This window comes from Acinetobacter calcoaceticus DSM 30006 = CIP 81.8 (assembly GCF_000368965.1).
GTDB lineage: Bacteria > Pseudomonadota > Gammaproteobacteria > Pseudomonadales > Moraxellaceae > Acinetobacter > Acinetobacter calcoaceticus.
Genome location: NZ_KB849780.1, coordinates 1 through 15,694, shown reverse-complemented (window position 1 = coordinate 15,694; position 15,694 = coordinate 1). Strand labels below are relative to the sequence as shown.

The window sequence follows — 15,694 nt, the reverse complement described above, 5'->3', positions numbered from 1 at the left end:
TACTCGCTTTTTTACAGCCGAAATTCAGGAGCTTTGGTTTGAGCATCCCCGCCATTTTAGCCCTCGCAGATGGAACGATCTTTAAAGGAACGTCAATCGGCGCACCGGGAAATACGACTGGAGAAGTCGTTTTTAACACAGCCATGACAGGCTATCAAGAAATTTTGACTGACCCAAGTTATGCACAACAAATTGTGACATTAACTTACCCTCATATTGGCAACACTGGTTGCAACTCGGAAGACGTTGAATCTGGTCGTATCCATAAAGTATGGGCGAATGGTTTAATTATTCGTGACCTTCCACTACTACACAGTAATTTCCGTGCTGAGCAGTCGTTGAGTGAATATTTGCAAGCGCATAATGTTGTTGCTATTGCAGATATCGATACTCGTAAACTGACTCGTATTTTACGTCAGACTGGCGCCCAAAACGGATGTATCCTTGCTGGCGAAAATATTACAGAAGAAGAAGCAATTGCAAAAGCACGTGCTTTTGGTGGCTTAAATGGTTTAGACCTTGCAAAAGAATGTTGTGATCCAACAGGTTTTGAATGGTCTGAAGGTTCATGGACCTTAGGCAAAGGCTTCTCTCAACCTGAATTAAAATACCATGTAGTTGCATACGATTACGGTGTCAAAACCAACATCTTGCGTATGCTTGCAGACCGCGGTTGCAAACTAACCGTTGTTCCTGCAGAAACTCCGGCTGAAAAAGTATTGGCACTTAATCCGGATGGCGTATTCCTCTCAAATGGTCCTGGCGATCCAGCTGCTTGTGATTACGCGATCGAATCTGTAAAAACTATTGTTGAAACCACAACATTACCTGTATTTGGTATCTGCTTAGGTCACCAAATTCTGGCACTCGCTTCTGGCGCAAAAACTGTAAAAATGAACCATGGTCACCACGGTGCTAACCATCCTGTACAAAATCTTGAAGATGGTACAGTGATGATTACTTCACAGAACCATGGTTTTGCTGTAGATGCAGAAACTTTACCGGCTAACTTAAAAGCAACGCATAAATCATTGTTCGATGGCACCCTACAAGGTATCCACCGTACAGACAAACCAGCTTTCAGCTTCCAAGGTCACCCTGAAGCAAGCCCTGGTCCACATGATTGTGCACCTTTGTTCGATCATTTCATCGAACTTATCGAAGCATCTAAACAGTAATTACGGAGCGAATAATGCCTAAACGTACGGATATTAAAAGCATCTTAATTATTGGTGCTGGCCCGATTGTGATTGGACAAGCATGTGAGTTTGACTACTCAGGTGCTCAAGCGTGTAAAGCACTTCGTGAAGAAGGCTATCGTGTTATTTTGGTTAACTCTAATCCAGCAACCATCATGACAGATCCTTCAATGGCTGATGCAACTTATATTGAGCCGATTACTTGGCAAACAGTTGCACAGATTATTGAAAAAGAACGTCCAGATGCAGTATTACCAACTATGGGTGGTCAAACTGCATTGAACTGTGCTCTCGCACTTGATGAGCACGGCGTTCTTGCTAAATATAATGTTGAATTAATTGGTGCAAGCAAAGAAGCGATTGAGAAAGCCGAAGATCGTAAACTCTTCGATATCGCTATGCGTAAAATTGGCTTGGAATGTCCAAAAGCTGCCATTGCTGAAACAATGGAAGAAGCTTTAACAATCCAGTCGCGCTTTGGTTTTCCTGTAATTATTCGTCCATCATTTACAATGGGTGGTTCGGGCGGTGGTATTGCATATAACCGCGAAGAATTCCTTGAAATTTGTGAACGTGGTTTTGACCTCTCTCCTACTCACCAGTTATTGATCGATGAATCTTTAATTGGCTGGAAAGAGTACGAAATGGAAGTTGTTCGTGACAAAAACGACAACTGTATTATCGTATGTGCTATCGAAAACTTCGACCCAATGGGCGTTCACACTGGTGACTCAATTACCGTTGCTCCTGCTCAGACATTAACAGACAAAGAATATCAATTGATGCGTAATGCTTCGGTTGCAGTTCTTCGTGAAATTGGTGTTGAAACAGGTGGTTCTAATGTTCAATTCGGTATTAACCCGAAAGATGGACGTATGGTTGTCATTGAGATGAACCCTCGTGTATCTCGTTCATCTGCTCTTGCTTCTAAAGCAACAGGTTTCCCAATCGCAAAAATCGCAGCAAAACTTGCTGTTGGTTATACCCTTGATGAATTGAAAAATGACATCACTGGTGGCGTGACTCCTGCAAGCTTTGAACCATCGATTGACTATGTTGTAACGAAGATTCCTCGTTTTAACTTCGAGAAATTCCCACAAGCAGAACCTGTATTAACCACTCAGATGAAATCTGTTGGTGAAGTAATGGCTATTGGCCGTAACTTCCAGGAATCTGTACAAAAAGCATTACGTGGTCTTGAAGTTGGTGTAAGCGGTTTTGATGAAAAAATCGAAGCTGGTGCAACAAATGCAAAAGAAACCATTTTAAAAGAGCTTAAAGTTCCAGGCCCTGAGCGTATCTGGTATATAGCAGATGCTTTCCGTCATGGCTTCTCTTTAGATGAAGTGTTTGAAGCAACCAAAATTGACCGTTGGTTCCTCATTCAAATCCAAGACATTGTTAAAACTGAAGCTGAAGTAAAATCTTTAGGTTTTGGTGACTTAAACGCTGACAATATCCGTGCTTTCAAACGCAAAGGTTTATCTGACCTGCGTATTGCTGACCTCATGGGTATTTCACAAAAGCAATTCCGTAAACAACGTTGGAATTTGGGTGTTTATCCAGTTTACAAACGTGTTGATACATGTGCTGCCGAGTTTGAATCTGGTACTGCATACATGTATTCAACTTACGATGAAGAGTGTGAAGCAAACCCATCAAATCGTGACAAGATCATGGTGATTGGTGGTGGTCCAAACCGTATTGGTCAAGGTATCGAATTTGACTACTGCTGTGTACACGCGGCGCTTGCTATGCGTGAAGATGGTTATGAAACAATCATGGTTAACTGTAACCCTGAAACTGTTTCTACCGACTATGACACATCTGACCGTCTATACTTCGAACCTGTAACACTTGAAGATGTGCTTGAAATTGTACGTACAGAGAAGCCTAAAGGTGTAATCGTACAGTACGGTGGTCAAACTCCTCTTAAATTGGCACGTGCTTTAGAAGAAGCTGGTACACCAATTATTGGTACATCACCAGATGCAATTGACCGCGCAGAAGACCGTGAACGTTTCCAGCAAATGATCCAACGTTTACAGCTTCGTCAACCAAACAACAGCATTGTAAAATCTGCTGAAGAAGGTATCTCTGAAGCTGCAAAAGTAGGTTATCCGTTAGTTGTTCGCCCATCTTATGTATTAGGTGGTCGTGCAATGGAAATCGTATATAACGAAGAAGAACTTAAACGTTACCTTCGTGAAGCAGTTCAGGCATCTAATGAAGCTCCTGTCCTTCTTGACCGTTTCCTAGATGATGCAACTGAAGTTGATGTTGACTGTGTATCTGACGGTAAAGACGTTGTGATCGGCGGTATTATGCAGCACATCGAACAAGCTGGTATTCACTCAGGTGACTCAGCATGTTCAATTCCTCCTTATTCTTTATCAAAAGAAATTCAGGATGAAATGCGTCGTCAAACTGTTGCGATGGCAAAAGAACTTGGTGTGGTTGGTTTGATGAATGTTCAGTTCGCTGTTAAAGGCGATGATGTTTACATTCTTGAAGTGAACCCACGTGCTTCACGTACAGTTCCATTCGTATCGAAATGTATTGGTGATTCTTTAGCAAAAGTAGCTGCACGCTGTATGGCTGGTCAATCACTTGAATCTCAAGGATTTACTAAAGAAATCATTCCAACACACTTTGCTGTGAAAGAAGCTGTTTTCCCATTCGCTAAATTCCAAGGCGTAGATCCAATGCTTGGACCTGAGATGAAATCTACAGGTGAAGTAATGGGCGTAGGTAAAACATTTGGTGAAGCATTCTATAAAGCTGTTTTAGGCTCAAATGAACGCTTACCAGGTTTACCAACCGAAGGCGAAGTGAAACATGCTTTCTTATCAGTACGTGAATCTGACAAGAAATATATTGCAGATATCGCTAAGAAATTAGCTGCATATGGCTTCAAGCTTATTGCAACAGGTGGTACATACCAAGTGCTTAAAGAAGCAGGTTTAGAATGTGAATCTGTGAATAAAGTAACTGAAGATCGTCCACATATTGTTGACCGCTTGAAAAATGGTGAAATACACCTTATTGTCAATACCACTGAAGGTAAACAGGCTCAATATGACTCTGCAATGATTCGTCGTGCTGCCCTACAAGGCAAAGTGTATTACACAACGACTATCAATGGTGCAGAAGCTGTTTGCCAAGCCTTTGCTGTGAAATTGCCAATGGATGTATACCGCTTGCAAGATTTAACTGTAGGTTAATTTGTTACCGATAAGTCCCGTCACCTTATCGGTGGCGGGATTTTTTCATTTTTTTTAACTGTGTTTTCTCAAATTAAGAGGGACCAAAATGCAACGCTATCCAATGACCCCTGAAGGTAAAATTGCCTTAGAGAAAGAATTACAACATTTAAAATCTGTTGAACGCCCACGTATTATCCAGGCGATTGCTGAAGCACGTGAGCACGGTGATTTAAAGGAAAATGCTGAATACCACGCTGCTCGTGAACAGCAAGGTTTCTGTGAAGGCCGTATTCAGGATATCGAAGGTAAACTCGGTGCAGTTCAAGAAATTGATGTCAAAACACTTGAGCAAAATGGTCGTGTTGTATTTGGTGTGACTGTCACCATTGAAAACCTGGATACCGAAGAACGTAAGACTTATAAAATTGTAGGCGATGACGAAGCAGATTTTAAAATTAATAAAATTTCTGTGAACTCACCAATCGCACGTGGTCTTTTGAGTAAGAGTGAAGGCGATGAAGTAAAAATCGTGACTCCTCAAGGCGAAGTCGAATATGAAATCGTAAGTGTAGAATATCTCTAAGATAATACACAACTAACCCCTCTTTATGAGGGGTTTTTATTCAATACCATTGATATATTTTTGGGAAATCACAAATGGATACTTCTTTAATTAACACCCCAGTTCGTCATTGGTGTGAATTTGAGTTTATTTCCAAAACTGTTAAAAACCCAAATATCCATATTAAAGGTCATTATTCATATTATTCAGCTTATTGGGACCAAGGTTTTGAACGTTGTGTCGTACGTTATTTACATGATAAAGCCTCGACACCAGACAAACCAATTGACCAACTTTATATTGGAAATTTTGTTTGTTTTGGCGCTGAATGCGTCATCATGATGGGTGGCAACCAACTTCATAGACCAGACTGGATTTCGACTTTCCCTTTTGATACCCGTAGTTTTTTAGCAGCTGGTGACACAGTTATTGCTGATGGGTGTTGGATTGGTAGTCGTGCAATGATTATGCAAGGTGTCAAACTTGGTGAAGGTGCAGTCGTTGCAACTGGAGCTGTAGTAACTAAAGATGTTCCACCCTATGCAATTGTAGGTGGCGTGCCTGCGAAAATTATTAAATATCGCTTTCCTCAAGAACAAATCGATAAACTGCTTGCTTTAAAACTTTATGATTTAGATGAGAAGCAAATTTTGAAAATACGTGAATATTTACAAACTGATGATATAGCTGCTTTATCTACACATATGGAAAATTTGCGAAATCTATAAAATTTTATCTAGAAAAATTTATTGTTATAAAGTCACAAATGATTACGTGCTTGAATTTAAATCGTCAAAAAATAAGTATAAAGTATTGAATAAATAAGCATCATTACAATAAGGAAAAAACTCATGTTATATCAACACATTCTTGTACCAATTGACGGTTCTGAAACTTCAATGATCGCCATGAAAGAGGCGATTAAACTGGGAAAAGCGCTAAATAGCAAAATTACGGTTGTACAAGTTATGGCACTTGACCCTTATATAGCCGATGCCTATGTAAAAACTGGTCAAACTAATGATTTAATTGAACGCACACGAACTTATTTACTCGACATTTTAGAGCAAGCAAAACAAAAATTTGCCGAAGAAGGTATTACTGTTGAAACTAAGTTATTGGAAGGTTTTGTTGTACATGAAGAAATTATTCAGGCTGCTCAAGACTTAAATGTTGATCTCATTGTGATGGGTTCACATGGTCGTACTGGTGTCCGAAAACTGGTGCTAGGTAGCGTTGCACAAAAAGTCTTAGGCGAAAGCCATATTCCTGTTTTGATTGTTCGATAACTTCCATATTGCCTATCTTGTTGATCTTAATAATTTAGGCAATTATTTTTAAATAAATAGCCCTTAAGTTAATTTAAGGCTGCCAAGCAAATTGCTTTAAGTTCACTTTGCCATTTAACAAATAGACGCCTTCAGCTTCTAGCTTTAACTGTTGAACATTTTCACCCTTTTCATTAAATTTACTTAGGCTAATTTTGCCTTGAGAATTAATAACGCGATACCATGGTACTTGATGATCTGCTTCAAGATGCTTAAGGACATAGCCAACTAATCTCGCATGTTTAGGTAAACCTGCCATACGAGCGACTTGCCCATAAGTTGCAACTTTTCCGTAAGGAATCAAAGCAATGACTTCTAAAATCTGCCGATGTAGTTCATACTGAGTTGTCAAAATGGACTCCATAAAAATTGACATTCTTCATATCATATAAAAAAATTTGACTAAAATTAAATGTAATCCAAGGTAGGTTTGAGGGAGATCTGCATGAAAAAAGCCATACTGGTAGTGACTGGGACTTTGCTATGTGTTTCTTGTACTACTCGCCCCCCTATTCTTCCTTCAAGAGAAGTACCTAAAGTATCTATAGATGGCCGCCCTATTGTTCCAGTCACTTTCGTTTTTACCACTAATTCTCCGGAAGCTGTAAAGTTTGATAATTATCAACAAATGCGAAAAGAAATTAAAATATTAAATAAATATTATGTAGATGATAAAAACAATAAAATTTTTAAGTTCAAATTAAACCGTTATATCCCATATGAACAGTTCATTCAGTTACGATGTGACCTTAAGCAGCAAATTAATCAGCCCTACCCTATTTCCCTCGAAACGATTCCGGCAAGCATAAAGACCTGTTTTCCAAAACGCACAGCAAGTAAAGAAGTCATTATTTTTATTTACGATGCGTACTCACCTAAATGGAAATTTGAAGATGTTACCAGCAGAGCTTTTCGCAACAATGGTGAACCCTTTGTTTTGTTAGACTGGAATCGTTTAAATTATAATATTCAGGCAGGAAGCGTTCATGAAATGGGACATGTATTTGGTCTAAAACATGTTTGCGCACCGAATGCTACAAAACGGACTCCAACGAATATTATGGCGAGCGCTGAATGCAAACGTAGTAGTGGTGGATTAAGGAATTTAGGTTTTACACCTGTACAACTTCAAACAATTTTATCGAATTATCAAAGTTATCCTTAAAATATTTTAGAAACCAAGCTCTACATAAAAACCTAATTTATCTTGAGCCAAACTATAATTTTCTTGGGCCAGTAATGAAGTCATATAACAGCTGGCCTTTGAAAAATCTTCCTCATTGACCGGATATGGCTGCCAAAATGTTTTCAAATTATTGGTATAGATCGGATATAAACGAAGGCGATCTTTTGACAAATCTAGCCGTGCTATACATCCATATGGTAGAGCATTGTGCTCTGCATACTCACCGTTACTATTAAAAACTGCATTGCCAATACCAAATACTACAGGCTTTTGATGAATGGATTGAATAGGTTGAACATTGTGCGCACCATGTCCAATCACAAGATCGGCCCCAGCTTGGGTTAAAATATTGGCGAGTTTAGTTTGTTCTTTTGTAATAGGTTTAAAATCAACGCCCCAATGACAAATAACAATGACTTTATGGTGAGGATGAGCCAACTTATAACGGCTTATTTGCTCAATTAAAACTCCATTTAGACAAGCCACTCCACTCTTGTGCGCTAAAGCGTAAAAATCATAATCTAAATAGGCTGTATCTCTGTGCCAATAGCCATTAAAAATAGCGTAATACTTGTTATTAAACGTGATTTCAAAATAGCTATGGGCATCTTTTTGGTTCAATCCTGCACCGATATAAGAAATTTTGGCCTGATCAAGTTGTTGTAATGTATAAGCTAATCCGCTATCGCCATAATCTTTTAGATGGTTATTGGCCAACACAACATGGTTAAGGTGAATATTATTAAATTCTGCTAATGTTTTTTCAGCCTCAGCTTTAAGAATAAACGGCTTTTTATATGCTAATGGTGATTGATCTTCTAAAGAAAATACTGCTTCAAAGTTAGCAATATTTAAGTCATTTTCACTTAAAAAGGCTTTTATTTTTTCGAATGAATAGCTGTATCCATATTGTTGTAGAGCATCTTTTTGGCCCTTAGATTTACGCTTTTCTGTATAGTTCTCCCCAAAATAAGTATCTCCCAAAATGTTGATCATGCCACTTTGAGTAGAACAAACTTTAGGTTTTACGTTCTGCTCTTGAAAGCAATGATAGTAAGGAACCAAATGTTCAATCCGGTGTATATCATCTAAAAATGAAAAGAAACCGATGGTCTGGTTTTCTTCAAAAAACGTGAGATAAATTTTTCTAAACGAATTAGATAGGTATAAAACCCTTACGACTGATTGAGCCATTAATGGCGTCTGGGGATGATAAGCCTTCCCTTTAAAATCTAGCTCCTTTACAAAGAACAGATTTCTGATTTCAGCTGGATAGGTATAAATATTTTTGACTAATAAAAACAAATGTTTTAACTGGTTTTGTGTACTTTCTTTTTTGAAATTTAAGAAATAGACATCAGCTCTTTCGGACAAAATTAAATGTGCTTTTTCACTTGTATCGCAAAGCATATTGCTTAAAGCATTTTTTACATCTGCTGCTTGGGTAAAAATTAAGAACTGTAATAGCTCAGTAAAGGTGTAATTTTCAGAAGGCTTTAGGCCTAGATTGTGCTGACCTACTTGCTCAGATAGGTGTTCATGCACGACATAGACATCTTGAGCCTGTATATTTTTTTGCTGAAATTGCTCTAGGGCATAGTCAATAAGCAATAGCGTTGAAACATCATCATCAAATTCGAATTGCCATAAAGTTTCATCAAAACTTGTAGTGTCGACATGTGCTAATAACTTAATCTCAACGGGTTGATATTTCATGGCTCATCACCCTTGTAATCTTTTACATAGGCGATATAACCAGACAAGTTATGTTCTTGGTCATCAATCCTTACTCGAAAACGGTCATGTCGAATATAAAATGCATGTAAAATTTTATCTGGCCGTGCCATATACATGGCCATTTCTGGATAGAAAAAACCTGTAGTTTGAAAATCAGCTCTAAACTCAATTAGCTTTTGAAGCTCAGACACATAAGATTGCTCAAAAAGTGTTGTATGCCCCTGCTCTTTTAAACGACTCACCATTTTATAAGCAGCCATTAACATCTCTAACAAAGTTGCATATGTGGTTTTTCGATTTCGAATAAAAATAAAATGTTTTAAATAATTATTTAGACCAAAAATAAAATATTTATCTTCAGGACATATTTTAGTGAGTTCATTGGTACAATAACTTAACCAATGATCATGATATTTTTCATATCTATTTTCAATAAAATATTCAAACATTAATTTAACTGTTTCTAATAATCTAGAATCTTGGTTAATTTGGTATAACCTTAATAAAGCTAAAGCAGCTTCTCCATCATAATAAATAATCCTAAATTTTTCTTTTAAATCATAGTTAGGATAATTTAATACATGAGTCGTTGATCCATTTGAATCTACTAATTTCAAAATACCATTTGCGAGTTTCTCTGCATATTTTTGATAATCAGTTTTTTGGGTAATTTCTTGATATTTTGTTAGCATTAAAATAGCTGCCGCATTGGCACCCAGTTTAATTTCTAATTCCCCTTCTTTACCATCAATCATAAAAGCGGTTGATGAATCTTTTTCTTTATAAAAGTTGGTCAGTGCATAGTGAATCGCGGCATGAATTTTAGACCAATATTCTGGCTTATTTTGCACCTCAAATGTTTCTAGTAAGGCATACGTCGAGGAACAGTGACGTACCGTATTATAGTTACGAATGTCTCGATCATAGGCAGAAAAATAACCATAAATAAATTTGCCATTTTCTTGAATCTGGCTATGCAGGAATGCCGAATTTTGTTCAATTAGCAGCTTAAAATGCTGTTTCTTATTGTTTGAAATTCCTCTAATACCATTTACATCATAGCGACTCGCTAAATTAATGAATTGCCCATTTTCATAAAATCCTGCGTAGGTATCAAAAGTCCAAATGTCTTGCAACTCTTGTAGTTTAATCTGTGGTTTTGTAGCGTTATATTTTTGCTTAATTGCATAATTCAGATTGGTTTCATCAAAGAAGTTCGGCTTATCGTAGCTCAAGCCTCGAATAATTGCTTTTCCATAGATCTCTTGTTCAAGAAAGGCCACTGAACAGAGTTCATCAAAGCCAATGCCTTTACGGTAATGGTTGTTGTGAAATTGATGGTGGACCTGCTGCTCTACTTCTTTCCACACCTGTTGCATTAAATTATATGCAATATCGATTTTTATATAATCAGCAAGTGGTGCCTGTGCAAACTGGTCATTAATAAAATCTAATAATTGTTTTTTAGCAGACTCTAAATTTGTCTTCTCACTGTGCCATACGCTACATCTTTGGTCTTTAGGGCCATAAGATAAAAATAAAATAATATCCTGCTTAAGACTCGGAACGTGCTGAACAACTTGTTCTAACCAAAGGTTAAGTTGTCTTTGGAAATTTAAAAATGCCGTCACTCGAATTCAGTCCCTAATTGTTTGTTGTTCTATAAAGCGCTAATCAAGCATCATATCATGCCCCTTCTAAAAGCAAAGTTAACGTATTGTTTAAACATAAAAAAAGAGCCCGAAGGCTCTTTTTTCTATAAGTCGATTTTCAGATTAGAAAATGATTTGACCATTGTTGATCAAGTCATTCAATGTGACTGGACCTGTGAGGTTAGTCAATTGAAGCAATGGTGTTTCAGTGTAAGTACCTTCGATGAGTACTCCACCATCACGGTCTACGCTGATTGTCGCAGTTTGAGTACCAGCATCGTAGCTTACTGACACATATTGACCAATTGTTAAGTTAGATTGAGAGCCAATTAACAAGTTACTTAAGTCAATCTTATCAGCCTGATCATCGGTTGCAGTATCACCTACATGGAAGTCAGTCCATATATCTACACCACCACCTGTTGTGTTACCACCAGTTGCATTAGTGACACTTGCAGCTGTTAATGTGTTGTAGATCAAGGTATCAGAGCCATTACCAAGAGCAAATGTATCATTTGCCGCAGTACTTACTGCAAAGCTATTCAACTCTTGACTCAAGTTAATCGTCAATGAAGAAGGATATTCACTACCATCAATCACCGAAACTAACTTGTAATCAACCACATCGATTGTCGCATTCGCAGCACTGTCTAATGGTTTGTAGAAGTAAGAGCCATCATTGTATAGATACAATGTGCCTTCACCTGTATTCACTCCTTGACCAGCAGCTAGCTCATATGTGCCAGTTGTTGAGTTCAGTACATAGAGCTGAGTACCTTCTACCACATCATTAGTAAGTACGTTGCCAGTAATCCAGTCTGTTTGACCATCTGGTGTGTATTGGTCTAGATGAGTCGCTGTAGTTGTCACTACAGAGTCTAGAGTTACCACACCTAGTGAAAGCACACTTGATAAACTGAATACAACTCGATAAGTACCTGCCGTCAAATGTGGTACATCTGCCGAGAATGCCGGAGCACCGAGTACACCTGCCAATGCGGTTGATGAACCTGAATATGCAGTATCAACCCATGTTCCACCAACGAACTGCTGAATTGTATATCCAGTTGTTGGGAAAGCAGACAAGCTTAATGATGCAGTGTAGTTCAACTGTACATGTACATCACTTACTGTATTAGCAGCAATCACAAATTGATCCGACGTTACCGTACTGCTGAGTACAGGAAGTGGAATTGGGAAACCAACCAAGTTACCGATGGTCACATTACCACTTACCACATCCACAAGTGGGTCTACCACTGGTGACATACTGATTGTTGCATCGTCAGTATCAGCTGTTGCAGAAGGCGTTGGAAGCGTTGCATCTGCCGAAGGATCTGCTGTGTTCCAAGTTACATCAACATCTGGCGAACCAACTTGAACATGTAATGTAGCTGTATCAGTTCTACCAGTAACTGGATCTGTGACTGTATAAGTGAAGCTATCAACTTTACCTACATTCGCCATATCTGCAGTTGCCTGATAGCTATAGCTGCCGTCTGAATTGATAATCAAGCTGCCATATGCACCTACGATCGTTGTAGGAGTACCTACTACAACTGCCTCTGTATTACCATTTTCAGCTGTAACTGTAGTTACTACTGAAGTTGTCGTAATGTAGTCTGGTACATAGTTTGTACCGTAAACTGCAGAGTTATCATCAGCGAGTACATTACCAGTTACAGGGTCAACGACCAGTACAGGCGGTTGAGTAATATCACCATGATTTAGTGTGATATCTGCTGTAACACTACCTAGAGCTGTTAGAAGTGTGTTGCTTTCCATGAACAACTCGTAAGTACCGGCACTTAAGTTATCAATCTTAAATTGAACTTCAGAACCAAAGATACCTAACAAATCAATCACGCCAGTATCAGAACTATCAGCAACCACAGTACGAGAGCCGTCTGGATTTACTCGGGTTAATACCACATGTAAACCATCAATAACCGTTGCAACCGAACCGAAGTTCACTGCAATAATGGCATCAGTAAGGTTACCTGGGTCAACTGTAAATGTCGCTGTACCTTCTCTAGAACCGATAACAATTCCACCTATACCGAGTAACCAGTTATAGCTGATCGCATTATCAAGTACCTCAGTTGTTACTGGATACACCATGTCTATTTCAGCTGAAGCAACGTTATCCATTGCATCTACTGGAAGCGGACTAGTAATTACAGCTGGTTGAGATGGATCTGCATCGTTCCAAGTCATATCTACACTGTCACTATCGAGACGAACATAAAGTGTTGCCTCAGAAGTGTTACCTGTTACAGGATCAAGCAAGGTGTAGGTAAATTGATCTACCTGACCGAGGTTTGCTCCATCTACAGTTGGGGTATAGGTGTAGTTACCATCTTGATCGATCACCAACGTACCGTATGCGCCAACAATTGTTGCACCAGCTGTTGGATCAACAGCAATACCATTCACTTCAGAGATGACAGCATTGCTGCTTGCCGCATCAACTTCACCAGTGAGGCTTGCATCTTTGATGACATTACCAGAGATCGGTTCAACAGAGTAACCAGCCACGATGTATGGATTATAGACATCCATCGTACCAGTTAATGTTCCGCCTAAGCCTATGCCTAGCAAACCTTCATATCCGATAAATGCACGGTACTGACCAGCATCCAATCCTTCAAGCACGGCTGTTGGTGTACCGCCGATGAGTGAAAGATCGATGAGAGAAGCTTCTGGATTAGTTCCACCAATGGATACCCATTGTCCTGTTGCTTCATCAAACTTCTGAACAACAATCGCATAATCACTGAGTAAATCGACAGTGAGTAAAGCATCGAATGTGAACGTTGCTGTACCTTCACGGTTTGGATCAACAGTAAATTCAATTGCCTCGTTACCAAGCAATTGTAAATCCAGACCAGCCAACGATACGGCTGCAAGGTAAGATGCATCTCCAAGAGCTACATCATCTGCAACAAGCAATGGCTCTGGGTTAATTTCTGCCGTTACTACATTGTCTACCGCTTTCACAGAGCTCAATTGAATATTGAGATTTGCTTGAGCCGTATCACCAGTTAGAGGATCAGTTAATGTGTAGACAAACACATCTGTTTGACCAACTCCAGCGGAATCTAAGTTAGGTGTGTAAGTGTATGTACCGTCTGGATCAATTACCAAAGTACCATACAACCCGTTGATCACTGTATCTACCGCTGTAACAGGCTGACCATTTACCGCTGTAACTACAGTCGTAGGAGTTACGATGTCTATTTCACCACTGGTATTGATATCAGTAATAACATTACCATCGGCAACTTCGGTGTAGTATCCACCTACTTGTGTCGTATCATAGACATCCATTGTACCTGTTAAGGTACCAAGTAAACCGATACCTAGAAGACCGTTATAAGACATGAATGCACGGTATTGACCTTCTTCTAAACCATCAATCACTACACCAGGTGTTGAACCTAGTAAAGTAAGATCAATAATATCCGCTTGGCCACCACCATAAATCGCAGTCCATTGACCTGTTGTTGTGTCAAATTTTTGAACAACTAGAGAGTAGTCAGATAATGCATCCACTCCAATTAAAGCACTGTAAGTAAATGTCGCGTTACCTTCTTGACCAGCACCCACTGTAAAATCAATTGCTTCAGAACCAAGCTGTAAATCAAGTCCAGCAAGTGAAACCAAGGCTAGGTAAGTTTCGCTACCTAAAGAGGCATCATCTTGTACAAGCAATGGTTGAGGAGCAAGTACGGCTGTATCAGTGTTATCAAAGGCCAAGATACTAGAAGAACTAATCGTTACCGTACCAGTTGCTGGATTCGATATGTTACCTGCCACATCTATTGCAGTTACGCTCACTGTGTGTGGACCATCTGCGAGTGTTGGCAAGGTATTGTCTGCAAGCGTCCAGGTACCATCGCCATTGTTAGTTGCTGGATAATCCACGCCATCAACAGTCACTACCACAGTCGCAGCAGGATCATCGATCGTACCGGTCAATGGAGGCGTGTCATCATTAGTAGTTACATCTGTGAAACCAACCACTGGCGCAACCAGGTCAACGATAAAGCCGTCTGTACCGTCAAGCACATCGCCTGTACCCAAGTTACCAGCAAGGTCTGTATATGTACTATCAGCAACACTAATGCTTGGTGCTGTACCTGTACCATCCGGTGTGAACACCGCTGTCCAGGTGATATTGTCAGTTGTAACCAACGCACTCAATGTACCACCAATAAGTGTGATGTCACTTGCATCAAAGCCTGTAACTGCCTCACTGAATGTGAAGCTAATGTTGGCATCTTCACCTGCTGCAAGAGCTAGATCATCTGTCGTAATTGCAAGTGTTGGTGGAACAATGTCTACAACGAAACCATCTGTACCATCGAGTACATCACCGGTACCTAAGTTACCTGCAAGGTCTGTGTAAGTATTATCAGCAACACTAATGCTTGGTGCTGTGCCTGTGCCATCTGGTGTAAACACCGCTGTCCAGGTGATGTTGTCCGTCGTAGTCAGGCCAGTCAAGGTACCGCCCACTACCGCGATGTCTGTCGCATCAAAGCCTGCAACTGCTTCACTGAATGTGAAGGTAATATTCGCAGTTTCACCTGCTGCAAGAGCTAGATCATCAGTAGTAATTGCAAGTGTTGGTGGAACAATGTCTACAACGAAACCGTCTGTACCATCAAGCACATCGCCTGTACCAAGGTTGCCCACAGTATCTGTGTAGCTACCATCAGCCACCGCAATGCTTGGTGCTGTGCCTGTGCCATCTGGTGTGAACACTGCTGTCCAGGTGATGTTGTCAGTCGTAGCCAGGCCAGTCAATGTACCGCCTAC

Annotated in this window: 10 protein-coding genes; 6 read left to right on the top strand and 4 right to left on the bottom strand. The window is 39.6% G+C overall.

Annotated elements, in window-relative coordinates:
• Positions 1–38: 38 nt before the first annotated feature.
• The 5 genes from carA (at position 39) to F936_RS05020 (ending at position 6,256) form a co-directional block, all read left to right on the top strand.
• The gene (carA, locus tag F936_RS05040; protein WP_003650071.1) at positions 39–1,178 is read left to right on the top strand and encodes a glutamine-hydrolyzing carbamoyl-phosphate synthase small subunit; all 1,140 of its coding nucleotides are present in this window, start codon (positions 39–41) and stop codon (positions 1,176–1,178) included.
• Positions 1,179–1,192: 14 nt separating this feature from the next.
• On the top strand, positions 1,193–4,423 hold the full coding sequence (carB, locus tag F936_RS05035; protein ID WP_005045659.1) for a carbamoyl-phosphate synthase large subunit: 3,231 nt from the start codon (positions 1,193–1,195) through the stop codon (positions 4,421–4,423).
• An 88-nt stretch (positions 4,424–4,511) separates the two neighbouring features.
• On the top strand, positions 4,512–4,988 hold the full coding sequence (gene greA / locus F936_RS05030) for a transcription elongation factor GreA (protein WP_003650066.1): 477 nt from the start codon (positions 4,512–4,514) through the stop codon (positions 4,986–4,988).
• A 74-nt stretch (positions 4,989–5,062) separates the two neighbouring features.
• Entirely contained in the window at positions 5,063–5,695 is a 633-nt protein-coding gene (locus tag F936_RS05025) for a CatB-related O-acetyltransferase (protein ID WP_005045658.1), read from the top strand.
• A 123-nt stretch (positions 5,696–5,818) separates the two neighbouring features.
• A complete protein-coding gene (locus F936_RS05020) occupies positions 5,819–6,256 on the top strand; it encodes a universal stress protein (RefSeq protein ID WP_005045655.1) in 438 nt (145 codons plus the stop codon).
• Between the two features lie 73 nt (positions 6,257–6,329).
• Here the strand turns inward: F936_RS05020 and F936_RS05015 are convergent, their stop codons facing one another.
• Positions 6,330–6,659 (bottom strand): MGMT family protein, encoded by a 330-nt coding sequence (locus F936_RS05015; protein WP_080028334.1) that lies wholly within the window; start codon positions 6,657–6,659, stop codon positions 6,330–6,332.
• 81 nt (positions 6,660–6,740) lie between these two features.
• Between F936_RS05015 and F936_RS05010 the strand changes: the two genes are divergently transcribed.
• Positions 6,741–7,460, top strand: coding sequence for a zinc metalloprotease (locus tag F936_RS05010; protein WP_005045653.1), 720 nt, complete (start codon positions 6,741–6,743; stop codon positions 7,458–7,460).
• Positions 7,461–7,466: 6 nt separating this feature from the next.
• Here F936_RS05010 and F936_RS05005 read toward each other — a convergent pair whose 3' ends face one another.
• From F936_RS05005 to F936_RS04995, 3 genes are all read right to left on the bottom strand, one after another.
• Entirely contained in the window at positions 7,467–9,197 is a 1,731-nt protein-coding gene (locus F936_RS05005) for a CapA family protein (RefSeq protein ID WP_005045651.1), read from the bottom strand.
• Positions 9,194–10,849: a glycoside hydrolase family protein gene (locus F936_RS05000; RefSeq protein WP_005045649.1), complete on the bottom strand. Its 1,656-nt coding sequence runs from the start codon at positions 10,847–10,849 to the stop codon at positions 9,194–9,196. Before F936_RS05000 ends, F936_RS05005 begins: the two co-directional genes overlap by 4 nt.
• Positions 10,850–10,993: 144 nt before the next feature.
• Positions 10,994–15,694, bottom strand: a 4,701-nt coding sequence (locus F936_RS04995) for a BapA/Bap/LapF family large adhesin (protein ID WP_005045646.1), incomplete at its 5' end; no start/stop codon positions are given.

Excerpts from the sequence above, each read along its gene's own strand:
- greA (WP_003650066.1), top strand. The coding sequence starts at position 4,512 with ATGCAACGCTATCCAATGACCCCTGAAGGTAAAATTGCCTTAGAGAAA.
- F936_RS05015 (WP_080028334.1), bottom strand. The coding sequence starts at position 6,659 with ATGGAGTCCATTTTGACAACTCAGTATGAACTACATCGGCAGATTTTA.
- carB (WP_005045659.1), top strand. The coding sequence starts at position 1,193 with ATGCCTAAACGTACGGATATTAAAAGCATCTTAATTATTGGTGCTGGC.
- F936_RS05025 (WP_005045658.1), top strand. The coding sequence starts at position 5,063 with ATGGATACTTCTTTAATTAACACCCCAGTTCGTCATTGGTGTGAATTT.
- F936_RS05010 (WP_005045653.1), top strand. The coding sequence starts at position 6,741 with ATGAAAAAAGCCATACTGGTAGTGACTGGGACTTTGCTATGTGTTTCT.
- F936_RS05005 (WP_005045651.1), bottom strand. The coding sequence starts at position 9,197 with ATGAAATATCAACCCGTTGAGATTAAGTTATTAGCACATGTCGACACT.
- F936_RS05020 (WP_005045655.1), top strand. The coding sequence starts at position 5,819 with ATGTTATATCAACACATTCTTGTACCAATTGACGGTTCTGAAACTTCA.